Source organism: Desertivirga xinjiangensis (assembly GCF_024436435.1).
Classification (GTDB): Bacteria; Bacteroidota; Bacteroidia; order Sphingobacteriales; family Sphingobacteriaceae; genus Desertivirga; species Desertivirga xinjiangensis.
On the sequence record NZ_JAFMZP010000010.1, the window covers coordinates 15,070 to 38,982 of the forward strand.

Annotated in this window: 18 protein-coding genes; 14 read left to right on the plus strand and 4 right to left on the minus strand. The window is 41.1% G+C overall.

Annotated features, from left to right (window positions below):
- Positions 1–139 precede the first annotated feature (139 nt).
- From J3P37_RS19340 to J3P37_RS19370, 7 genes are all read left to right on the plus strand, one after another.
- Positions 140–487 carry a hypothetical protein gene (locus J3P37_RS19340; RefSeq protein ID WP_256013009.1) on the plus strand — a complete coding sequence of 116 codons (348 nt, stop codon included), beginning with the start codon at positions 140–142 and terminating at the stop codon, positions 485–487.
- 326 nt (positions 488–813) lie between these two features.
- Positions 814–2,085: a DEAD/DEAH box helicase gene (locus J3P37_RS19345; protein WP_256013010.1), complete on the plus strand. Its 1,272-nt coding sequence runs from the start codon at positions 814–816 to the stop codon at positions 2,083–2,085.
- Positions 2,086–2,117: 32 nt separating this feature from the next.
- Complete coding sequence (locus J3P37_RS19350; RefSeq protein ID WP_256013011.1) at positions 2,118–2,342, plus strand: hypothetical protein; 225 nt, start codon at positions 2,118–2,120, stop codon at positions 2,340–2,342.
- A 181-nt stretch (positions 2,343–2,523) separates the two neighbouring features.
- Positions 2,524–5,304: a PAS domain S-box protein gene (locus J3P37_RS19355; RefSeq protein WP_256013012.1), complete on the plus strand. Its 2,781-nt coding sequence runs from the start codon at positions 2,524–2,526 to the stop codon at positions 5,302–5,304.
- Between the two features lie 61 nt (positions 5,305–5,365).
- Entirely contained in the window at positions 5,366–6,427 is a 1,062-nt protein-coding gene (locus tag J3P37_RS19360) for a sensor histidine kinase (protein WP_256013013.1), read from the plus strand.
- 123 nt (positions 6,428–6,550) lie between these two features.
- Positions 6,551–7,102: a hypothetical protein gene (locus J3P37_RS19365; protein WP_256013014.1), complete on the plus strand. Its 552-nt coding sequence runs from the start codon at positions 6,551–6,553 to the stop codon at positions 7,100–7,102.
- A gap of 163 nt (positions 7,103–7,265) precedes the next feature.
- Positions 7,266–8,114, plus strand: a complete 849-nt coding sequence (locus tag J3P37_RS19370) for an OmpA/MotB family protein (protein ID WP_256013015.1) — start codon at positions 7,266–7,268, stop codon at positions 8,112–8,114.
- Between the two features lie 61 nt (positions 8,115–8,175).
- Here J3P37_RS19370 and J3P37_RS19375 read toward each other — a convergent pair whose 3' ends face one another.
- The 3 genes from J3P37_RS19375 to J3P37_RS19385 are packed head-to-tail and all read right to left on the minus strand — an operon-like array spanning position 8,176 to position 11,328.
- Positions 8,176–9,366, minus strand: coding sequence for a class I SAM-dependent methyltransferase (locus J3P37_RS19375; protein ID WP_256013016.1), 1,191 nt, complete (start codon positions 9,364–9,366; stop codon positions 8,176–8,178).
- Positions 9,367–9,368: 2 nt separating this feature from the next.
- Entirely contained in the window at positions 9,369–10,643 is a 1,275-nt protein-coding gene (locus tag J3P37_RS19380) for an aspartate kinase (protein ID WP_256013017.1), read from the minus strand.
- Between the two features lie 7 nt (positions 10,644–10,650).
- Positions 10,651–11,328, minus strand: coding sequence for a YggS family pyridoxal phosphate-dependent enzyme (locus J3P37_RS19385; protein ID WP_256013018.1), 678 nt, complete (start codon positions 11,326–11,328; stop codon positions 10,651–10,653).
- 40 nt (positions 11,329–11,368) lie between these two features.
- On the opposite strand from J3P37_RS19385, the gene J3P37_RS19390 reads away from it, so the two are divergent.
- Together J3P37_RS19390 and J3P37_RS19395 are read left to right on the plus strand one after the other, a co-directional pair.
- Positions 11,369–11,932, plus strand: coding sequence for a DUF4296 domain-containing protein (locus J3P37_RS19390; RefSeq protein WP_256013019.1), 564 nt, complete (start codon positions 11,369–11,371; stop codon positions 11,930–11,932).
- A complete protein-coding gene (locus J3P37_RS19395) occupies positions 11,904–14,270 on the plus strand; it encodes an endonuclease MutS2 (RefSeq protein ID WP_256013020.1) in 2,367 nt (788 codons plus the stop codon). The genes J3P37_RS19390 and J3P37_RS19395 overlap by 29 nt, the downstream gene beginning before the upstream one ends.
- Positions 14,271–14,495: 225 nt before the next feature.
- Here the strand turns inward: J3P37_RS19395 and J3P37_RS19400 are convergent, their stop codons facing one another.
- A complete protein-coding gene (locus tag J3P37_RS19400) occupies positions 14,496–15,173 on the minus strand; it encodes a response regulator transcription factor (protein ID WP_256013021.1) in 678 nt (225 codons plus the stop codon).
- Positions 15,174–15,367: 194 nt separating this feature from the next.
- On the opposite strand from J3P37_RS19400, the gene J3P37_RS19405 reads away from it, so the two are divergent.
- From J3P37_RS19405 to J3P37_RS19430, 5 genes are all read left to right on the plus strand, one after another.
- Positions 15,368–15,784: an SRPBCC family protein gene (locus tag J3P37_RS19405; RefSeq protein ID WP_369414097.1), complete on the plus strand. Its 417-nt coding sequence runs from the start codon at positions 15,368–15,370 to the stop codon at positions 15,782–15,784.
- A 395-nt stretch (positions 15,785–16,179) separates the two neighbouring features.
- Positions 16,180–18,678, plus strand: coding sequence for an ATP-dependent helicase HrpB (gene hrpB, locus J3P37_RS19410; RefSeq protein WP_256013023.1), 2,499 nt, complete (start codon positions 16,180–16,182; stop codon positions 18,676–18,678).
- 96 nt (positions 18,679–18,774) lie between these two features.
- On the plus strand, positions 18,775–20,898 hold the full coding sequence (locus J3P37_RS23165) for a PAS domain-containing protein (protein ID WP_369414098.1): 2,124 nt from the start codon (positions 18,775–18,777) through the stop codon (positions 20,896–20,898).
- A 110-nt stretch (positions 20,899–21,008) separates the two neighbouring features.
- Positions 21,009–21,416, plus strand: coding sequence for a cytochrome c maturation protein CcmE domain-containing protein (locus tag J3P37_RS19425; RefSeq protein ID WP_256013024.1), 408 nt, complete (start codon positions 21,009–21,011; stop codon positions 21,414–21,416).
- Positions 21,417–21,428: 12 nt separating this feature from the next.
- Positions 21,429–23,873 (plus strand): heme lyase CcmF/NrfE family subunit, encoded by a 2,445-nt coding sequence (locus J3P37_RS19430; protein ID WP_256013025.1) that lies wholly within the window; start codon positions 21,429–21,431, stop codon positions 23,871–23,873.
- Positions 23,874–23,913 lie beyond the last annotated feature (40 nt).

The window sequence follows — 23,913 nt, forward strand, 5'->3', positions numbered from 1 at the left end:
AATGGCGAATTATCTGCGGCTTTTTACTTTTTAAAGATTAACGGGATTTTTCAATAAATGGTTTGAAACCTAACGCAAGATAGATCGTACAAGAATCCATCCTGACGATTTGTTTGATGATGATTTAAAATTGGGGAATATGCATTTTGGTAAAATAGTTAAAGAAGTGGCGCATGCTCAGGATCTGTCAGCAGCAGAGTTTTCTGCCCTGTTTGGTAATACGGAGCGGGAGATGTTAGAGTTATATGAACAGGAAGACTGGAAGTCGAGTGATATTAAAACAGCCTCTGTAGCTCTTGAACATAATTTTGGTAAGTATTTGGACAATGCCCTGCCTTTCGATTTTTTGAATACTCCTTCTTCCATGGATAAAAGCGAATTTTTGTTCACGATAAAATATCCCAAAGGGAAGGAGCAATTGCTAAAAACCTGGCTGAGTAAGATGGCCATGATTGCCAAGGCAATCGGGCTTGAAATAGGTCGCTAAACACGTGTCAGCTGGTTAAAGCCGCAACAGGATACCCTGCTACGGCTTTTTTTTGTGAATTGTGGTTTTAGGCTCGCAAAGATTCCGCACTATATTCAACCATTTCTGAATACCAGACAGTTTTTCTTATAGTATTTTAACCTGCTGAGTATCTTTATTTTATATCGTATTATTAAAATGCTTATATTTGCGTCATAATCCCGGTTTTTGGTTTTCATCTTCTAACCCTTGATAAAAGCTCATTTTAATGAGGTGGATATACAAATAACACCCCCTTGTATATATCATTTGGTTGTTAGCATTAATTAATTTAAAATATTTATAATTTGTCTTTTAAGAATTTAAATCTTATTGAGCCACTTTTGGCGGCACTTAAGACGGAAGGATACGAAAATCCTACACCCATACAGGAGCAGTCGATCCCTGTTATATTACAAAAGAAGGATTTACTGGGCTGTGCACAAACAGGTACCGGAAAAACTGCAGCATTTGCCCTTCCAATTTTACAATTGCTTTCTGAAAATGCACGTCCACGCCATGAAAGGTCTATTGGTGCTCTGATATTGAGTCCCACACGTGAATTGGCGATACAGATCGGAGAAAGTTTCGCTGCATATGGAAAGCACACTGATATTCGTCATCAGGTTATTTTTGGCGGTGTATCGGCGTTTAATCAGATCAATGAATTAAAAAAAGGAACAGACGTACTAGTTGCTACTCCAGGCAGATTGTTAGACCTCGTAAACCAGAAAGTGGTCAATTTACACAGGATACAACTTTTTGTATTAGATGAGGCCGACAGAATGCTGGATATGGGGTTCATCAATGATGTAAAAAAGATTATCACAAAGATACCGGTAAAAAGACAGACACTGTTTTTTTCTGCCACCATGCCGAACGAAATTGCCGGTCTGGCAAATTCTATCTTAAATAATCCGGTAAAGGTAGAAGTAACCCCGGTTTCTTCTACTGCAGAGAAAATAACGCAGGCTGTATATTCCGTGGATAAAAAGGATAAGCCAGCTCTTTTAATTCACTTATTGAAGGATAAAACCCTGGATACCGTTTTGGTATTTACACGTACCAAACACGGGGCCGACAAACTGGTGAAGTCGTTGCAAAAAGCAAATATTACTGCAGAAGCCATACATGGAAATAAATCTCAGAATGCCAGGCAAAATGCACTGAATGGCTTCAAAGCCGGCAAACTACGTGTACTGGTCGCTACAGATATCGCTGCTCGCGGAATTGATGTTGATGAACTTAAGTATGTAATTAACTTTGAGCTACCCAACCAGCCTGAGACGTATGTACACCGCATTGGACGTACAGGAAGAGCCGGATTGAGTGGCACTGCATGGTCTTTCTGCGATTGGGAGGAAAAACCATACCTCGCAGATATTAACAAACTTACCGGTCAGTCTATTCCCGTTGTCCAGGATCATCCCTATCCTTTGCCTTTAAGGTTCCATCCTGAACCTGTAGTCTCCCAAGGTAAAGCACCAGTTTCAAAGAGGTCCGGGCATTCGGCTAATAGTTCAAACGGCAAGAAAAAAGATTATCGCTCACGGCGTCCGGCCAAAACAAATAATGCTTAAATAGGTATATACATTATTATAAACTTATTTATATGGCTAAAGCGAAGAAAGAAGAAGGCAGCGGAATCACTGCATATTCGGTTAAAACAAAAACCAAGAATGTACCCATGATTGATCCTGTTATCAATATCAAATCTGGCAGATACATTGCCATTGGTAAAGATAGTGAAGGGAATAATATGTCGGCGATATTGGGTAAAGATAAAGCCGAAGAACATATTAAAGCGGGTCATGCCAAAAAAGGCGAAGGCTGGTAAACGTTATTTCTATTAAAAACAGGTAGTTTTCCATAAGGGAACTACCTGTTTTTGTTTTAAAGCCCTATGGAGATTGCAACTTGTTAATAAAGCCTCAACCGGCTGCTCTCCTAAGGCAAGAATACCACCATTCCTCGCAACTAATACTCAAAAATCCCGTAATACTGCCATATAGTTAAACATGGCTTTAAGAGGTTTTCAGCATTCTTTAGATTTAGTATTTTGCCTTAACCGAGACGGGGGCATTGAAGATGTTAGCCATGCGTGTCTAAGTCTGCTCGGTTTTCATCCTGATGAACTTATCGGAACTAAGTTCTTTAATCTGATTGTCAGCGAAGATAGAGAGCCAGTCAATACCTTGTTGGCTGATTTGATAGGTCGACAAGGCGGTTCCCGTTTAGAAACCATCTATATTCACAAGGACGGCGAAAGTATTCCATTTAGCTGGTCTGCTTCATGGTCAGAGGCTGACAACCTGGTGTTTTGCATAGCTCACGACATACGGGAGCTGCATGCCGAACGCCAGAAGATAAAAGAAAAAGAAGAATTTTACCTTACCTTGCTTGAGCAAGGTTCAGACATGCTTATCCTGTTGGATCATGAGGGAAACTATCAATATATCAGTCCTTCTGTCCTTAAGATCCTCGGCTATCAACGAAACGAGCTCTTAAAAACGGATGCCCTGAGTCTTGTTCATCCTGATGATATGGACCGGGTTAGAAGTTTATGGGAATCTTTAGCCGTCACTACAACTATTCAGACGAGCTATCGCTATAGAATAGCAGGTGGTGAATGGCGCTGGATAGAGACTACGGCCAGTAATCACATCAATAATCCCCTGATCGGTGCTGTTGTAATAAATTCACGTGATATTACCGATCGCAAGGAGCAGGAGCTGGCTGTTAAACAAAGTGAAATTAAATACAGATCATTGTTTGATAATAATCCAGACATGGTGTATTATCAGGATAGGGAAGGTTACATTCTAGATATTAATGATTCAGCCACACGACTATACAATCTGCCCCGTGAGACAATAATTAACAAACACTACTCACATTTCTTACGTCCCGAACAAAAAGAGTTATCAGAACGACAGCTGAAACGGGCCTTCGAGGGTTATCCTGTGAAGTTCGAACAGACTTTATTTTTGCAGGAAACCGGAACAACCCATCACATCGATATTACTAAAGTACCTGTAATTGTCGACGGAGAAGTGATCGGAATGCACACGGTATCGAAAGATATAACCAAGATAAAAACAGCCATGGAAACCATCAGATTGCAATCTGAGGAGTTACAGGCCTTAAATGAAGAATTGCAAGTCCAATCGGAGGAACTAAGTGCGCAGTCGGAAAACTTGCTGATGTTAAATAACGAGCTACAGCAAGAACGCGACCGCGCCGAAAAAGCGAGCCTGGCTAAAAGTGCTTTTCTGGCAGCAATGAGTCATGAAATCAGAACCCCCATGAATGGAGTTTTGGGAATGGCTTCATTACTCGACAGCACCCCGCTAAGTCCTGAGCAACGAGACTATACCAACACCATTCTAAATAGCGGTGAGGCTCTTTTAAGTGTAATTAATGACATTCTCGACTTTTCAAAAATTGAATCTGGTAATCTGGAGATTGATATACATAATTTTAACTTGCGAAAATGTATCGAAGAGGTACTCGATTTATTTTCCGCTAAAATTGGTAGCGCTGGCCTGGAGCTGCTATTTGAAATAGATCATAAGATTCCATTTAACGTGATGGGAGATAGCCTGCGTTTAAGGCAGGTATTAATTAATCTTATAGGCAATGCCATTAAGTTCACCCCGCAAGGAGAGGTTCATATCCAGGTGCTTCTCGCCGAAAAAAGGGCTGATGGTTCACTTTCTGTTAACTTCAGTGTTAAAGATACCGGTATCGGGATACCATATGATAAACTTTCGTCCTTATTCAAAGCTTTTTCTCAGGTAGATTCAACAACAACCCGCAAATATGGAGGGACGGGTTTAGGCCTGGTTATCAGTAAGAAGCTTATTACATTAATGGGCGGGGATATATCGGTTGTGAGTGAGCCAGGTAATGGTGCCTGTTTTTCCTTCAATATTGAACTTAGGGAAGGGCAGACAAGTGGCTTTAGTCAAGGTACAGGAAAAAGTAATGTTGACTTGAAAGGAAAACGGATACTTGTAATTGACGACAACGAGACAAATCGCAGAATCTTAAAGGACCAGCTCGAGCTATGGGAAATATGTGTAGTTTTGACATCTTCGGGGATTGAGGCTCTAAACTTCTTAAAACAGGATTCTGCATTTGATCTGGTAATAACTGATATGCAGATGCCAGAGATGGACGGCGTTGAGCTGGCAGGTAAACTAAAAGATATCACCAATAGCATACCGGTTATACTTTTAAGCTCTATAGGAGATGAGAATAAAAAGCATTACGCTCACTTGTTTTCTTCTGTATTGAGTAAGCCGGTTAGACAGCAGGTGCTTTTTGATGTAATAGCCGAAAATCTCAGCCAAAAACAAAAAGTAATGACTAATACTAGTAATCCTGCTAAAATACTCAGTAAAGAATTCGCTCTTGATCATCCTCTTAGGATTCTGGTAGCCGAGGACAATCTGATAAATCAGAAACTGATACAACGCATTTTAGAGAAGTTAGGTTATACGAGTACTCTCGCTTTTAATGGTAAAGAGGTTTTAGCCGCATTAGACAATACAGAATTCGATATCATTTTAATGGATATTCAAATGCCCGAAATGGACGGTTTGGAGGCAACCAGGATCATAAGAAGCGATTATGACGTTCAGCCATTCATAGTAGCTCTAACAGCTAATGCGATGGAGGAAGACAAAGAAACTTGTTTAAAATCCGGAATGAATGACTATTTATCAAAACCAATTGACGTAAAAATCCTTATGGATATATTAAGAAGTACTGCCGCCCTGCAAAAACAAACTTAGTTGAAGACTCGTTGATCGAGTTGTTACCATTACAGGTCTTTCACTACTCAATTAATATCGAATGAATTCTGACATTTTTAAGTTTTTTGTTGATCACTTTCCTCATGCTCAATGTATATTAGATCTGAAGCAGGATCGAATCCTCTATACTAATTTAGCATTCAGGAAAATGGTAGATGTTAATGAGCATAGTAGTTTGGATCGTGAATATTTCACAGAAAGGATACCTGCAGAAGATCTTGATTATCTAAAGAAGAAATTTGAGGGACTTAACCAACCTGGCTCCAGTGTTGAGGCGGATGTAAGATTTGGGTTGGACGAAGCCGAGCTTAAATGGATAAGGTTGACACTCCTTCTTTATAGGTTAACTGAAGGACCAATTGTCCTGGTCACCGTTGCTGATATCACTGCGCAAGCGTCTAATTTGGATCACTACAAGAAATTTTCAAACAAGAAAAACTCAGTACTTAATATCATTGCCCATGACTTAAGAGGATCCCTGGGTGTCGCTCAAATGGCCAATTCTGTATTGCTTAAAAAGATCCAGGATCCGGAGCTTACTATTTTTACCAATACCATTTCCAAAGTGACAAGGCAGGCCATCGATCTTATTTCTGATCTCACAGAAAGAGAGTTCCTGCAAACGGCTGAAGTAGTCCTTGTAAAGAAGAGAATAAATATATCCGCCAAGCTAAAGGAAGTGGTCGAGGAATACAAGAATACCGAAGAGTTAACAAACCGGAGATTTGAATTTATCAGCTTACCTGATGATATTTTCCTGAATGCAGACGAACCCAAGTTCATCCAGGTAATCAATAATTTGATGACAAACGCATTAAAGTTCACCAAAGCCGGAGGGGAGATTATCATGCGCATAGAGGAAAAGTCTGATACAGTGCTTTTCTCAGTATCAGATAATGGTATAGGCATCCCTGAAAAATATCACGCTACGTTGTTTGATAAGTTCACCAATGCCAGCAGGAAAGGCTTACAAGGTGAACCTTCGGTAGGTTTGGGTATGTCTATAATGAAAACTATCGTCGAATGGCATAATGGGAAGATATGGTTCCAGTCCAAAGAGGGAGACGGTACAACTATCTATTTTGAACTACCAAAAAACTAGGTGTGCTAGATAGTAGATGAGATTCTGCGGCTCCCTAACACATGTGTAATAAAAAACCAGCTGGCACTTTCTCCAGATCACACATTTATTTCTAAATTTAGAAGGTTTTTTACTCGAGCACACATGATACATGATCCTGAACAGTTAGAAATTAATGGCCACCTGCTAAACCTTCAGCTAACTGAAGTTGAAGGACAATATCAATCCAGAATCAAAATCGAAGTACTTAAAAACTCCGGGATCATTCATGAAAAGGAACTCCTGGTTCACGGAACATCTTTCTTATATGATTTGAAAGATAACCAGGAAGGCGGCACCATCGCTGGCTTCGATGACAAACTTTTAATCAGTTGTGGTGATTCACTTATGTGCTATTCTGTACCTGACTTAGACCCGGTATGGATATTTCAGCCAGATCAGTTCGATCTCTTTGAATTTTATTCAATTGAGGACGATTTTCTAATAAGGGGAGAAACCAGTGTTTACAGGGTGGATAAGGAAGGTAACAAAGTTTGGGATTTTGCCGGGAAAGATATCTTCGTAAATATGGAAGGTAAAAAAGAAGTTAATATAAACGGAGACCATATCTTGCTTACGGACATTAATGGCGACGAGTACAAATTAAGTTATCAGGGTGAACTTCTTTCTCCAACTGACTATAGATTTCTCACATAAATTGTATTTTGTTTAGGACAATATTTTGATTATTTAATTTGAAAACTGTTGTCATTCAATAATTTAAATTCAATTCATTTCAGGCATCAATATTGAATAATAGTTATAACTATTGTTCGGAACCTTCACGTGAGGTTCCTATTGTTTAACTAAATGAATCATTATGAATTTTAAATATTTAATTTTGACTGCCACTGCACCGCTTTTTTTGTTCTCATCATGTTCGAAAAAGTTAAAAGAGGCGGAGCTACGGTATAATAACCTGAACACCTCCTACATGGCCCTTCAAGGGCAAATGGCTGCTTGTCGTGATTCCTCTGCTAAATATCTCGATAGAATAAAAGCGCTGAATGATCAGTTGAGTAATCAGCAAACAAGTAATTCACAAATGCTGCAGCAATTGAAAGACCTTTCAGTAATCTCTGGCTCTCAGGCGGAAAGTATTAAAAAGTCGCTCGAAAATATAGGTGCTAAAGATGCTTATATTAAAGACCTTCAATCTGCTATTTCAAGAAAGGATTCATTGAATATGGCTTTAGTTATGAACCTGAAAGGCGCGATAGGTAATTTAGACGATCAGGATATTAATATCAAAGTCGACAAAGGCGTGGTTTATATAGACATCTCCGATAAACTCCTTTTCAAAAGTGGTCGTTATGAAGTCAATCAGCAGGCAAAAGTAGTCCTTGGAAAAGTAGCCACAGTGTTAAAGAATCAACCGGATATCGAGTTTATGGTTGAAGGTCATACAGACAATGTTCCTTATAGGGACGGTGTTTTGTTGGATAACTGGGATTTAAGTGTTAAAAGAGCCACTTCAGTAGTTAGAATCCTGCAAAGCGAATACGGAGTTCCGGCGGCCAGGATGACAGCCGCCGGCCGCGGTGAATATATTCCCCTTGCATCGAATGATACCGACAGTGGAAGGGCGACCAATCGTCGTACACGTATCGTAATTCTACCGGAACTTGACCAGTTCTTTAAACTGCTCGAAAGTCCTCAGCGTAAATAATCCGCAGGATAAATGCAGGGAAGCCCGTACCCCAAAGTGTTACGGGCTTTCTTATTACTTATTACTCTATACGTTCTGCTTCTATAACTAATAGCCTGCTGTCAGCAGCCATACAAAAGAACAGAAAAAGCTCCCCGCCATCGCTGATCTTATGCTTCTTTTTTATCTGCTCCGGAGAGTAAGGAAAATTCCTTGAGATCACGTTGGCTTTCCTTGCCTGTTTCAATTTTGAGAACTCGCCGTAATTGGTACTTCTATTTACACGGTACACTTTACCGATAAAAGATAGACCTGCCTGATCGGATGTATACAGATGAGTGTTGACATGAAGCTTTCTAATAGTATACCTGTTGGCAATCATTTTAAAGCAGCCCGCTTTTAAAAGGGCCACATCTGGTTCATAAAGGAAGTTAGCCGGGGTAGAAGCCTCTGGTAAAGCCAGATTTCTTTCTTCGCTAAAAAAAAATGAGAATGAGCTTGTGTTTACCAGCTGGTGTTCCTGTAAAGCAGACGCTATAATCCGGGCTTCTCCATTGAAGTTTTTATCGATCACCCACAACAATTCCTTACAATCATTTTTGACGCTTATTACATGAACTTCCCTGACATTACTTAATTCTTTTAAACCCGACTGAATATCAAAAAGCGGAGATGTTTTGATAATGATCCTTGAAGCTTTACTTAGTAACAAGGGCAGGTTGCTCACAACATCGGGTTCGGTATCTTTTAGAAGGAACACTTTTCTGGTTTGTACCCGTCGTGCAGGATCGACATAAATGGTATCAAAACTAAGCTGTGTATCCCGCAGATATTCGAGACTGTCGCCCTTTACAAAGTGAAGGTTCTGGGCAGACAGCAAGCGGCTGTTGTGCGCAGCAATATCCGAGAGTTCAGCATTTTGTTCAACATGGTAAACCTGCTTTACTCGTTTGGAAAAGTAATAGCTGTCAACACCGAATCCACCCGTAAGATCCACCAAAATATCGCCCTTTGCAAGCTGACTTTTGTATTCAGCGGTGCTCTCAGACGATGTTTGTTCCAGATTCAATTTTGGGGGAAAGTAAATTCCCGATGTTTTAAACCATAGAGGGAGTTTCTTTTGACTTCGCTTTTTACCATCGATCTGCGTAGCCAAATCCCTTGTACTGACCGCTTCGAAGGGGCTCTTTTTTAATAGTATCTTATTAATGTCTTCATTTAGATTAGAAGCGATAAACTCCTGTATTTCATGTTTTAATAGTTGAGTATTCATATTTAACCGGCCGGCAAGTTTTTCATTACCATCTGACACGTGTGACGGCTCTTAACTTCAAGCAGGACGGATTTATTTAGAGTCACCCTGTCTATGGTTTGCTGATTGTAATAGCGAATGGTAACCAGCTCAAGTCCTTCATTAAAAACTACTTTGTAGGTAGAGGATAGTCGAGAGATCAGTTTTTTGATCTTCTCCGGATCATTATCAACACAAATGGAAAAGCTCAATGCAGAATTTAGCATGGTGTTAACCTTAACGCGGTTTGAGTGCAGGATATCAAATATATGGCTCAGGCTTTCCTCAATAATAAAGGAATAATCCTTCGGCAATATAGATATTAATACCTGATCGACTTTGAAGATGAAAGAGGGTATATGCCGTGCTTTCTCATGATCGCTTATCACAGTGCCCGGTGAACCATGATGAATAAACGACCGGACATACAGAGGTATAGACTTATTTTGTAATGGCTTTATGGTTTTAGGATGAATGACGGTAGCCCCATAATACGTTAGTTCAATAGCATCGTGGTAACTTATGTGTGGCATTAATTCGGTTTTATCAAACCATTTAGGATCAGCATTTAATACACCTGGAACGTCTTTCCAAATGGTTACTGCATCTGCCTTTATGGAAGATGCAAAAATAGCTGCTGTATAGTCAGATCCTTCGCGGCCTAATGTAGTGGTGAAGTTTTCGGATGTGCCGCCAATAAAGCCCTGAGTAACTGCCACCTGCTTTTCCAGGATTGCGGGCAGCTGGCTTACAATGGCGTTTTGCGTTTTATCCCAGTTCACCTTGCCCTCGCGGTAGGTGTTATCGGTATGTATAAAGCCGCGGGCATCCAGCCACCTGCTGCTGATGCCTGTAGAATTAAGGTAGGCATTTACGATTTTTGAGGATACAACTTCTCCCAGAGACACAATCTGATCATAAGTGTAATCAAAATCATCATGAGGATCTTCTTCCAATATCCACTCAATTTCTACGAATGCATTGGCTACATCATCGAACGCTGCCCGGTTTTCATTACCAAACAGCTCCAGCATTATGTTTTCGTGGTAGTTCTTGATCTCTTCGAGCATTTCATGTGTATCCTGGTGCCGTGCATGGTAAGCCATGGCAAGAGCCTCCAGGGCATTTGTGGTTTTACCCATTGCAGAAACTACTATCAGCAGTTGTTTGTTGGTAGCCAGCCGGATGATCTCTGCAAGATTCTTCACTCCCTCTGCATCCTTTATGGATGCACCACCGAATTTGTAAACTTCAGACATGTCGACCCTATATTTTTGTTTCACGATGTCCGAAAATTGTACTGCCGATACGAACCATAGTACTTCCTTGTTCTATTGCAACTTTATAATCTCCCGACATCCCCATGGAAACTTCTTTAAAAGCCTCGTCTTTCCGGAAAAAACTTTGTTTTATTCCGTCAAAAAAGGTTTTTAATTCATAGAACTCTTCTTTAATCTGTTTTGGATTGTCTGTGTTTGTTGCAATCCCCATCACGCCAACTAAACGCACATTCTTTAGATTTGCAAAATCATCTGAACGTAAAAGCTCTATAGCCTCGTCAAAACCCAGACCAAACTTGGTTTCTTCGTCCGCGATATATACCTGCAGCAGGCAATCTATGATCCGGTTATTTTTCTTAGCTTGTTTATCAATTTCCTGCAACAGCTTTAATCTATCTACCGAGTGTATCAGTTTTATGAAAGGAGCAATGTATTTAACCTTGTTGGTTTGCAGGTGGCCTATCAGGTGCCACTCTATATCTTTAGGCAGCTCTTCATACTTATCAACCAATTCCTGCACCTGGTTTTCACCAAAAATCCTCTGACCAGCCTGGTAGGCTTCCATTATTTCCTCTTTGGGTTTCGTTTTTGAAACAGCAATTAACTTAACGTGTAAACGGTCGGTTTCTTTCTTTAATTCTGTTAGGTTGGCTGCTATACTCATTTATATGTATTTTTGTCGAAAATCACGGCTAAATTAAGAAATGAGGCGTTTACTGGTATTGTTTTTTATTTTCATTTTTTTTGAGGCATGTAATTCGGGCAAAACTCCCGACGGCATAATACCTCAGGAGGCAATGATCGATGTGTTAACAGATATGCACCTGGCAGATGGTTACACCTCATCTCTTATCGACACACCACAAATTGTGGCGGTATATCAATCTCTATATAAAACTCACGGTATTGACTCCCTGAAGTTTATGAAAAGCCTTTCTTTCTATTCTAAAGATCCTGTTCGTTTAAAGGAAATGTACGGGCAGGTAGAAAGCAGACTTTCTGTGATGGAAAAGGATGAGCAAAAGAAAGAAGAAATAAAACGTAAGCAGCAGGAGAAACGCGATAAGCAGATAGCTGACTCGTTAAAAAGACAGGAAAAACTAAGAAAGGACTCTCTGAGAAGAGACTCCATAAAAATGATTTCAATAAAAAAGGAAGCTCTCAGAAAAGATTCGCTGAAGAAAGATTCTGTGAAGAAAGCAAAGATGGAGCTGAAGTTGAAGAAGGAACGAAAAAAAAATGATTTACCCGCAAAACGCAATAGATAAACTAGGGTTTACAGAAATAAAAACACTTATCCAGCACCACTGCCTGAGCGATATGGGCAAACAAATGGTGGCCCGGATACAGATGATGACCAATTATGAACAGATTAATAAATTTCTAAGACAAACCAGGGAGTTTAAAGACATACTGGAAAATGACGCCCAGTTGCCCATAAGAAATCTGTTTGATATCAAATCTCTTGCTGAGAAGATCAGGGTGGAAGGTGCCTTTTTATCAGAGGCGGAGCTTCACCAGGTGCTTTTATCACTGCAAACCGTGTTTGCTGTGATAAGCTATTTCAATGAAAGGGAAGGGCGCTATCCCAATTTAGAAGCTCTGTTTGAGCACCTACCCATTGAAAAGAAGATCATTAAAAGTATTGAACTGGTTATTGATGATAAAGGTAAGATAAGACCTAACGCTTCGCCTGAACTCAATAATATCATTCATAGTATAGCAAAAGCGGAACAGGAAGCACGTAAAAAGATTGACCAAATATTCAAGAATGCGCAGAATAACAACTGGACAGCCGATGGCAATTTGACGGTCCGTGATGGTCGTTTATGTATCCCCTTGCTTGCTGAAAACAAAAGGAAGGTGAAGGGATTTGTGCATGACGAATCGGCATCGGGGCAAACAGTGTTTCTTGAGCCTGAGGACGTGTTTCAGTTGAACAACTTGGTGAGGGACCTGGAATTTGACAAACGACGTGAGATCATAAGGATACTAACCGTTCTAAGTAATGACCTTCGGCCCTATGTGCCTTTATTGTTAGCTTATCACAGCTTACTTACCAAACTGGATTTCGTTCGTGCAAAAGCGCTGTTTGCTATACAAACAGAAGCAGTGATGCCTGTGCTTTTAAATACAGCGGAAATGAACTTGGTAAATGCACAACACCCGCTGCTCTTATTGAATTTAAAAAAAGAAGGTCAATCGGTTGTACCTCTTAATATTAAGATCGATGAAGTACAGCGTGTAATTGTTGTTTCTGGTCCGAACGCAGGCGGCAAGTCTGTGTGCATGAAAACGGTAGGTTTATTACAGATCATGGTCCAGGCCGGTTTACTTATCCCTGTCGACGAAAGTTCCAAACTGGGTATATATAAACAGGTTTTTGCTGATATTGGCGATGACCAGTCTATCGAAAGCGACCTGAGTACTTACAGTGCTCATCTTTCAAAAATGAAATACTTTGTTGAGAATGCCGGTGGAAAAACATTGGTGCTTATTGATGAGTTCGGTACTGGCACCGATCCGCAATTTGGCGGACCTATCGCTGAAGCAGTACTGGAGACACTTAACCGGAAGAAGATACGCGGTGTAGTTACTACTCACTACTCCAATTTGAAGAGTTTTGCTAATATCACAGAAGGAATCGAGAATGCTTCCATGATGTTTGATAATCATGAAATGCGTCCTCTTTACATTCTGGAAACAGGAAAGCCGGGTAGTTCGTATGCCTTTGAAATTGCACAGAAGATTGGTTTGCCGGTACCGGTGTTGAACGCTGCTAAAAGTAAGATCAGTGGCCATCAGAAAAAAGTAGATACTCTGCTCGTAGACCTGGAACGGGACAAGAAAGAGTTACTTGAAAGCCGGGTATCGGTTGAGAAGCAGCAGCGCAAAGTTGCTGTGATGCTCGAAGAAAATGAAAAGCTAAAGACTTACCTGGAGGAGAACCGGAAAGCCATACTTAAAGAAGCGAAAAAAGAAGCTCAAAATATCATTCTGAACGCCAACAAGCTGGTTGAAAATACTATCGCAGGGATTAAAGACAGTAAGGCGGATAAAGAAAAAACACAAAAACTCCGGCAGAATCTTCAAAGCGAGTTACAAAAGCACCAGGTGAAAGAAAACCCTGCGAAAAAAGCTGAAACAGATACTTCTGAACTTGTTTCCGGCGATTGGGTGAAATTTGCTGACTCCGAAACCGTAGCGCAGGTTATGGACGTAACAAAGGACAATGTGATTCTGGCAATGGGAGACCTGCGTTCGGTAGTTAAACGCAAACGCGTGGTAAAAATTCCAAACAAGGAAGTTCCGAAGGAAATACGCCGCTCTGCTTCCTCAAATGTTACCGATGCAATCGCCAGCTTTAAGGCCGAATTGGATGTCAGGGGAATGCGCGGAGAAGAAGCTTTATACGAAATCGAGAAATATCTTGATAAAGCGATTATGATGAGTTTCCCAAGCCTGAAGATCATTCACGGAAAAGGTGACGGCATTTTGCGCAAACTGATAAGAGGCTACCTCAAAAAATACGATCAGGTCAGCCACATGGAAGATGAGCACCAGGACCGGGGAGGTGATGGTATTACATATGTTTATTTGAAGTAATGAGGGTGTCCAAAAATTAAAGTTTACGTCATCCTGAACTTGTTTCAGGATCTCTTGCCTAAGCAAGGGATTCGTAAGTTATTCAAGAGATGCCGAAATGAATTCGGCATGACGTACTACGGTTTTTTGGCCACCCTCCGCAACAAAAAACACTGTCCTAGTTCGCGACAGCGGCTCTACGGATTAACAAATGAACGGGAGCCTCCAGGCTCTCCCTTACAATCTCTATATCAGATCAAACGCCCTCGCATACTCACTTAGTTCAAACATCGAGTTCGTTTTGAGCTTACTTTTAATATTCCTCTTATGGGTGTCAACCGTATGCTCTGAAATAAAAAGCTGATCTGCAATTTCAGCAGAGCTTTTTCCCAGCACAAACAGCTTCAAAATTTCTTTTTCCCGTTTACTTAATCTGTCAAACTGATGGTAGTGCTTACGCAGGAAGTTATTTTCCCTGAGCAGCCTCTCGGCCTTGGAAACCATATGATGCATAGAATCAATAGGAAAGGCCATGGTTATAGTATAGAGAGGGCGGCCTTCGTCGTCTCTCATAAATATTTTTGTACTCGACATGTGCCAGGTCCAATCTGCCGTCTGGGAGAGTCTTACCTGTTGAAAGTAGGTGCACATATTTTCGTCGTTATTACTTTCAAGCAAGCTTAATATTTTAGGAACATAATCTTTAGCATCTTCTGCATTGAAGAAACGGGAATAATACTCATCTGCGCTAAGCTCTCTAAGCTGCTCAAGAGTGGTACCTAACTTAGCCAGCCCGTTTTCTGACATCCAGACTACTGCCCCCCGTAAGTCATGAATAATTATCACACCCGGAAGATTATGTGCATAATTACTGAGTTCACGAATCTTAAGTTTAGCTTTTTCCTGTAGTTTTTCTGTTAGCATAAATGTGTCAATGTGAATTGTGCATGATCAGTGTGCGGTTTATTTATGATTAATTGCCTTCTAAGATACTAATTTAAGTATGTAAACACAATTGGTCGTAAAATGCCCCTCAATTGTCGTTGCTGCACAGTGCATATCTTTACTATCGCTCGTACATTTGTATTATCAAACTAATTAAACAATCGATGGAGACAATGAACAAAACCGTTATTACTGTCAAAAATGTAATAAACGCCACTACACAAAAAGTCTGGGACCAATGGAATGAACCTGAGCATATCAAACAGTGGTGTAATGCCTCAGAGGATTGGCACGCACCGCATGCCGAGAATGATTTAAGGGAAGGTGGCACCTTTACAACCACTATGGCTGCTAAAGACGGAAGTTTCAGTTTCGATTTTGGTGGAACCTACACCAAAGTTGAAGAAAACAAATTGATAGAATATACCATGTCTGATGGTAGAAAGGTTAAAGTGGAGTTTATTGACCAGGGAAATGAAACCGGACTTGTGGAAAGCTTTGATGCTGAAAATACACATTCAGAAGAGATGCAAAGGGCGGGATGGCAGGCGATACTAGATAACTTCAAAAAACACGTTGAATCAAATTGATATTAATTAATTTGTTCTGTTATTAATTTTGACCTGCAGGGATTGAATCCCTGCGGGTACTTTCTAAGTGTGTGGTATAATGTATGCGCGCGCAGTAACCCTATCGCAAATTTCCAATTATTTGCCTTGATGTATTTGGCGCTTGTTTACATGATAGAATCACCACAGCTGAAAAAAGAATAAAGAGCAATGTTAATGCTACTGATAATCTCAAACGTATATTCATATTTCCCCCAAAGTTTTGATATAGTATATAGACGTAAGAACAATAAGTTTTGTAACAGTTTAATTCTAAAAAATAATTCGCGTATCTTTTTCTCTTTCAGGTTGCCGGGCTCTTTCATCTCTGCATTATTCCTCATGAATTCTTGACTATCTTTGTAGCCCTGGAAAGCATGAAATCAAATTTCGACCCTCTTCAAAGCAATTTGCCCGTTACTGAAATAATACCTTCTGTAAGGGCTCATCTCACAAATCATAACAGACTTATTATCAGCGCTCCGCCAGGTGCTGGAAAAAGCACACTGCTACCCTTAGCGTTGATGAACGATTTATGGCTTAATGGAAAAAAGATTATTTTACTTGAGCCCCGCCGTTTGGCGGCCCGTAGTATTGCTTCCAGGATGTCGGACCTTCTTAACGAACCTGTTGGAGCTTCCATAGGATATCGCATACGTTTCGAGAGCAAGGTTAGTCCTACAACCCGCATTGAGGTAGTTACAGAAGGAATCTTAACGAGGATGCTTCAGGGTGATAATGCGCTTGAAGAAGCAGGCATGGTTATTTTCGACGAATTTCATGAAAGAAGTATACATGCAGATCTGGCCCTGGCATTGTGCCTTGAAGCACAGCAGGTGCTACGGCCTGATCTTCGGATTGTGGTGATGTCAGCAACCCTGGATACCGGTCAATTAGCTGATTTGCTTGAAACCACGGTGGTTGAAAGTGAGGGAAGGATGTTCCCTGTTGAAGTGATCTATACCGGTGAACAGGATCTACAACGTTTACCGGAACATTGTGCAGCAACGGTAATACGGGCATTGAGCGAGAAAGAGGGCGATATACTCGTCTTTTTACCGGGGCAGGCAGAAATAAGGAAGTGCGAAGAAATACTTAAACGAAAAATCAAGACTGAAGTAATACATACATTGTACGGCCAGCTATCTCAGTCCGAACAACAGGCTGCTATCCTTCCAGATCCGCATCAACGCCGAAAAATAGTACTGGCAACCTCGATAGCTGAAACAAGCTTGACCATTGAGGGGGTGAGAATAGTGGTGGATAGCGGTTATGCCCGAATTCCAAGCTTTGATCCCGGTTCAGGCCTCTCAGGTTTAAAAACTTCGGCTATTTCACTCGATTCTGCAGATCAGCGTGCTGGTCGTGCCGGGCGGCTAAGTGAAGGCTCCTGTTATCGCATGTGGTCGGCGGCAACCCAGCAAAGAATGCAGCCGTTTCGTATACCTGAAATTTCGGAAGCTGACCTGACTCCCATGCTGCTTGATCTGGCAAAATTGGGTGTTTCTGATATCGCCTCGTTATGCTGGCTCACAATGCCTCCAACTGCTGCAGTATCGAGTGCTAAAGAGATCCTCGAAAACTTGAATGCGCTAAATAATGGGTTTATCACACAACATGGTAAGCTCCTCCACGAATTACCGTGCCATCCACGCCTGGCGAACATGCTTATTATGGCACAAGATAGTGGTAAACTTGCGCTGGCTACAGACATAGCCGCCATCCTGGAGGAACGCGATCCGCTTTATAATCTTACAGGTGTCGACATTAACTTCAGGATAGAGGCCCTGCGCAGGTATCGCCGTGATAAGGTTTCAGACAGAAAGTGGGATAGGATTGAAAAGGTTGCTGATAGCTACCGGAAATACTTCAAGATTCCTCAAAATAACAATATTCCCGACCACTACGCCACAGGCCTTTTGCTAACATATGCTTACCCAGAACGCCTTGCAGTAGCCAGGGCAGGATACCCAGGTCAATATCAACTGGCAAATGGCAAAGCGGCAGTACTGTCTGATTCTGATGATCTGAGCTCTGAGCAATGGCTGGCTATCGCCCAGATGGATGCACGGAAAGGTACCGGTAAAATATTTATGGCAGCTCCCTTGAATCCAGAAGATCTTATATCAATGGCAAAAGAGGTTGATGCCGTTTACTGGGACTCCAGGAAAGGTGGTCTTATCGCATCACGGGATCTCAGAATTGGTAACATCACTTTACAGTCAAAACCCTTAAAAAACCTTTCTGAAGAAAGAATTATTGAGGCGGTTTCTGATGCAATAAAAGCTGAAGGGGAAAGTCTCCTGAACTTTGACGAAGAAACGGAACAATGGCGGAACCGTGTATCATCGCTGGCTAAATGGAATCCTGATGACGCCTGGCCGGATGTTAGCAAGGGACATCTGCTGCGACACAATAAGGAGTGGTTGTGGCCTTATTTGGGCCAAGTTAAACGGGTCGATGAGCTGAAGAAAATAAATCTTGCCCAGGTGCTGCAGCAAAGTCTCGACTACGAAAAGCAAACAGCCCTGGAACGGTTTGCTCCCGGCAGTATTTCCGTGCCGAGCGGATCAATCATTAAAATTAAATATTCGCCTGATGGCGAAAGTCCGGTGTTGGCTGTAAGACTTCAGGAAGTGTTTGGAATGCTGGATACACCGAGAATTAATAATAATAAGACTCCGTTGGTGCTTCACCTTCTTTCTCCCGGATTCAAGCCTGTACAAATAACTACGGATCTGAGGAGCTTTTGGGATAAGGCATATTTCGAAGTAAGAAAGGAGCTGAAACGAAGATACCCGAAACATTCCTGGCCGGAAAATCCGTTACTTGCTGAGGCCGTAAGTGGTGTCAGGAGGAAGATTGCTAATAGCTAAGGCACTACTTCTTTCAATAAAATGTTGCTCCAGATAGTTTAATTGGAATTTTTTAGTATTTTTCAATCGTTGTAACCATTCCTCTTCCACGATTGTATGATTTTGATTGTTGATGACATAAAGGATAATTTGTATTCACTAAAAAGCGTATTAGAGCATAATGATTTTTTGGTTGATACAGCCTCTTCAGGGCCCGAAGCACTAAAAAAGGTTTTAAAGACCAATTACGTCCTGATCATCCTTGATGTTCAGATGCCAGGTATGGATGGATTCGAAGTAGCGGAGATCATCTCTGGCTATAGTAAGGTAAAAAATACAGGAATCATCTTCCTTTCAGCAAATTATACAGATTCAAGCTTTATCCTCAAGGGTTACAATCAGGGAGGTATAGACTATATTACAAAACCCGTTGATCCGGGGGTGCTTTTGTTAAAGGTAAAGACACTTTATCAGCTGTATGAAAGCCGTATGGAAATTCAAAAACAGCAACAGGAAATCACAAGCCTATATTCTAAAGAGAAGTACTTAAACCTTGAGCTCACTCAAAAGAGAAAGAAATTGCTTCTTACCCAGAAGCTTGCAAAGCTTGCTAGCTGGGACTTCTATGTTGATTCTGAGACTTTAGAATGTTCAGCGGAAGTTTATGTATTACTAAGGCTTAATAATGTTAAACCCATCACGCTGCAGTTTTTCCTGGATAGTCTATCCGTAGCCGACCTTGATAAGTTTAAAGGTATTTGCCAAAGCTATAGAAGCAGGGGAGGACGTCTTGAATACGAACATGCGTTTAAGGGTGAGGATGGTAAGATCCGGTATTTCAAACAATATGCAAAACTTGAACGCCGAAATGGTGTACCCTACAAACTGACAGGAACTCTACAGGATATCACAGATGAAAAACAAAGAGAATTAGAATTCCTAAAATTATATGAGCGTTTTACCTTAGTGAATAAGGCGACAAATGACACTATCTGGGATTGGGACCTCGTCAACAATACGATGGAGTTCAACGATAATATAACCCACGTCTTTGGATATCCGAAAATTGAAGATGGACGAACAGAAGAATGGTGGAAGAAAATAGTACATCCATCCGACTTAAAATATGTTACTGCATCTTTTGAAAAAGCCATTATTCAACACACCGCAAAATGGTGCGTTGAATGCCGCTTAAAGTGTTTTAACGGTGAATACAAGGATGTTTTCGCGCAATCATTTTGCCTCTATGATCATTCAGGCCAGCTGATTCGCATGGTCACCGCAACTAAAGATCTGAGTCCCTTGAAGAAAATTGAAAACCAGCTGCACTTATCAGAGCTCAAGCTTCTTCAGACGGTTGAAACAATTAACGAAGGTTTTTTTACTTGTAATAGAAGCTGGGATGTAACTTACTGGAATAACAGATCCAAGGAACTATTAGGTATAAGCAAGGAAAACGCCTTAGGGCAAGGGTTATGGGAGCTGTTTCCTCAGGCAAGAGAGTCCCGGTTTTATGAAGTGTATTCTGAATGTATTCGATCAAAACGACCTTCGTCTTTTGAAGAATATTATGAACCGTTCGAAAAATGGTTTAGGGTAAGTGTTCATCCCAGCGATGAAGGTATTGCAGTTTACTTTGAAGATATTACCGGGGAATTAATGCGTGACCTGGAATTGAATGATGCGAAAGCAAAGGCAGAACTGATCAAAGCGACTAGTCACGATGTGATCTGGGAAGCTGACATCAACAGCAATTATGTACACTTTAATAAAAACTTATTCCTGCACTTCGGATACCCTTCGGGCACCCTTACAGATAAGGTCTGGTTCAGGCAAAGGGTCCACCCCGAGGACATAGAGCGGGTGACTAAGAGCTTAAATAAATGCATTGAAGAAGGGCATTCTGTCTGGGAACAGGAATATCGGTTCCTTGATGCGGAAGGAGTGTATCACCATGTGCATGGAAAAGTTTATTTTACAAGGAATGAGAATAACATTCTGATTCGAATGACCGGTTCCATCACGGATATGCAGCCTCTTAAGGAAAAGGAATTTAAGCTGGCTGAAATTGCTTTTTCGAACTCTCATTTGGTTAGAAAACCCCTGGCAAATATACTAGGGCTGATTGATTTGCTTAGTCCTGATGATAGCTGCGAATATGACGAAGTATTGCACCTTATCAAGGCAAGCGGGCTGGAACTCGACAATGTCATAAAACACATCGCTAATAAAACCACCTGACAATCTCTTGACCTTAATCTGATTATTATCCGGGCTTTAAATTCTTCTTATCGTAATGTATTTGTAATTTTGCGGAATCTAAAACGTTGGTTTTAAATACACACTGATTCATGAAGAAAAGTTCAATTATAGGAATTATCATTATTGCCATTGCTATAGGTGCAATAATGAGTACCTACGCTGATTCAAGCACTTATGGCACATTCTCCGAAGCCCGGGAAACTCAGGATGAATTGCATGTGGTTGGTAAATTAAACAAGGAAAAAGAGTTAATTTACAATCCACAAAAAGATGCCAATTACTTTGCCTTTTATATGCAGGATAATAACGGAAAAGAATGTAAAGTTGTTTTCAACGGTAGTAAGCCGCAAGATTTTGAGCGGTCTGAGCAGATCGTTCTAACCGGAAAAATGGTTGGCTCTGAATTCCACGCTTCAAAAATTCTGATGAAGTGTCCGTCCAAGTACAATAAAGATCAAGTAGAAGTTCAGGAAGTTACTACTGCTTCAGTTAACTAATAATCAGCATTAATGGATATTCAATTTGAAGGTGAACACCTTCTGCCTGGCAGTTTAGGCCAGTTCTTTATTATATTGTCTTTCGGTACCGCACTTCTTTCAACCATTGCTTATTATTTTGCAACAACAAAAGAAGTTCAGGACGACTCCTGGCGCAATATTGGCCGTGTTTCAACCTGGCTGAACTTTCTTTCTGTAATTGGTATTGGGGCCAGTCTTTTTTATATCATCTATAATCATCTTTTCGAATATCATTATGCCTGGGCGCATTCATCAAAGGCGCTGCCTACTCATTATATCATTTCGAGTTTCTGGGAAGGGCAGGAAGGTAGCTTCTGGCTTTGGATGTTCTGGCAGGCTCTTTTAGCAAATATATTGACCTGGAGAGCAAAAAGCTGGGAAAATTCGGTAATGAGTATTGTGATGTTGTCACAGGTTTTTCTTTCATCTATGCTTTTAGGAGTGGAGATCCTTGGCACACGTGTCGGCAGCTCCCCCTTTATACTCTTGCGTGAAGCTATCGAAGGACCAATATTTTCGCGTCCTGATTACCTCACGCTAATCCCTGATGGAAACGGATTGAATCCGCTGTTGCAGAATTACTGGATGGTAATTCATCCGCCTACTTTGTTTTTAGGTTTCGCTTCCATGATCGTTCCTTTTGCTTATGCAATTGCTGGTCTTTGGGAAAGGAGATTTAAAGACTGGACATCGGCAGCGCTTCCATGGGCCTTATTTGCTGTGATGATATTAGGTGCAGGAATTATTATGGGCTCTTTCTGGGCGTATGAAGCGCTAAACTTCGGTGGTTTCTGGGCATGGGACCCTGTGGAGAATGCTTCGATCATTCCATGGCTTATCCTCATTGCAGCGGTTCACGTAATCATAGCCTACCGTCATTCCGGCCACTCATATTTTACCGCTACCTTGTTGACAGTTTCGAGCTTTATTCTGGTTCTATACGCGTCTTTCCTTACCAGGAGTGGTATTCTGGGTGAAACTTCAGTACACTCATTTACTGACCTTGGAATGTTCGGGCATTTGATTGCTTACATTGCCGTTTTTGCGGTGATTGCTATCGGCTTCATGATAAGCAGATGGAAAGTAATGCCCATCACGCAAAAAGACGAGGAAACCTATTCGCGCGAATTCTGGCTTTTCATAGGTGCCCTGGTATTGGCAGTTTCCTGTGTGCAGGTCTTAGCAACCACCTCCATACCGGTATTCAATGCTATTTTTGGCACCAAAATAGCGCCTCCGGCGGATGTTATACAACACTACAATAAATGGCAGGTTCCGTTCGCTGTAGTTATCGCCCTGTTATCTGGATTCGGACAATTCCTCAAATATCGCAATTCTGATACAAAGAAGTTCTTCCGTAAGGTAATTCAATCCTTTGTGATTGCACTTGTTGTAACAGCAGGATTCGTATATATTGCCAAAGTGTATAGCAACCTGATGTACATCGTGCTCACTTTCGCTGCTGTATTCTCTATTATTTGTAACGGACAGTTGCTAATCGATTCATTAAAGGGGAAGTGGCGCCTGGCAGGTTCTTCTGTGGCTCATATTGGCTTTGCCTTCCTTTTAATGGGGGCACTGGTTGCTTCAGCAACAAGCAACGTGATCTCTATTAATAATACAGGTGTGGGTTATGGCGAAGAGTTTGCGAAAGAAAACAATCCCCGTGAAAATATTATGCTTTACCAGGACGAGCCTGTGAAAATGGACAAGTACACGGTAACCTATATGGGGGATTCTATTGAGGGGCCTAATACTTTTTATAGAGTAAATTATAAAGTACTGGACGGTGATAAAGTTAAGGAAGAGTTCGACCTGTATCCTAATGCGCAGCAAAATGTTAAGATGAAATCTATTGTAGCTTCGCCGGATACCCGGCACTACATGCTTCACGATATTTACACGCACGTTAGCAGTGTACCTTTACAGGAAGAGAAGGAGGGGCATGATCACGAGCATGAGGGGCATTCTGAGGAGGAGCACTATGATGCACCGACCACTCATGCAGTATCTCCCGGCGACACCGTTAAATACAAAAGTGGTCTTATCGTAGTTAAATCAATCAACAGAAACGCTAATATTGAAAAGATTCCTTTAAAGCCAGGCGACCTTGCTGTAGGTATGGAGCTTGAGGTTTTAACACAAGGCAAGACCTTTTCTGCGCAACCTTTATACCTTATCAAGAACGGCAACGTGTACGATTTTGCGAAGAATATTGAAGAGGCAGGTTTGAGATTGCGTTTCTCGAAAATTGATCCTGCAAATAATAAACTTGAGCTGATGGTTTATCAAAAACCCGTGGCAGAGAAGAAATGGATTGTTCTAAAAGCTATCAAGTTCCCTTATATTAATTTGTTATGGGGTGGAACTATCCTGATGGTTGTGGGCTTCCTGCTTTCCATTTTCAGAAGGAATAAAGAAATCAAAACAGCTTAACATGAAAGTAGCTAGTTCTCATTTTATTTATAAAATAAAA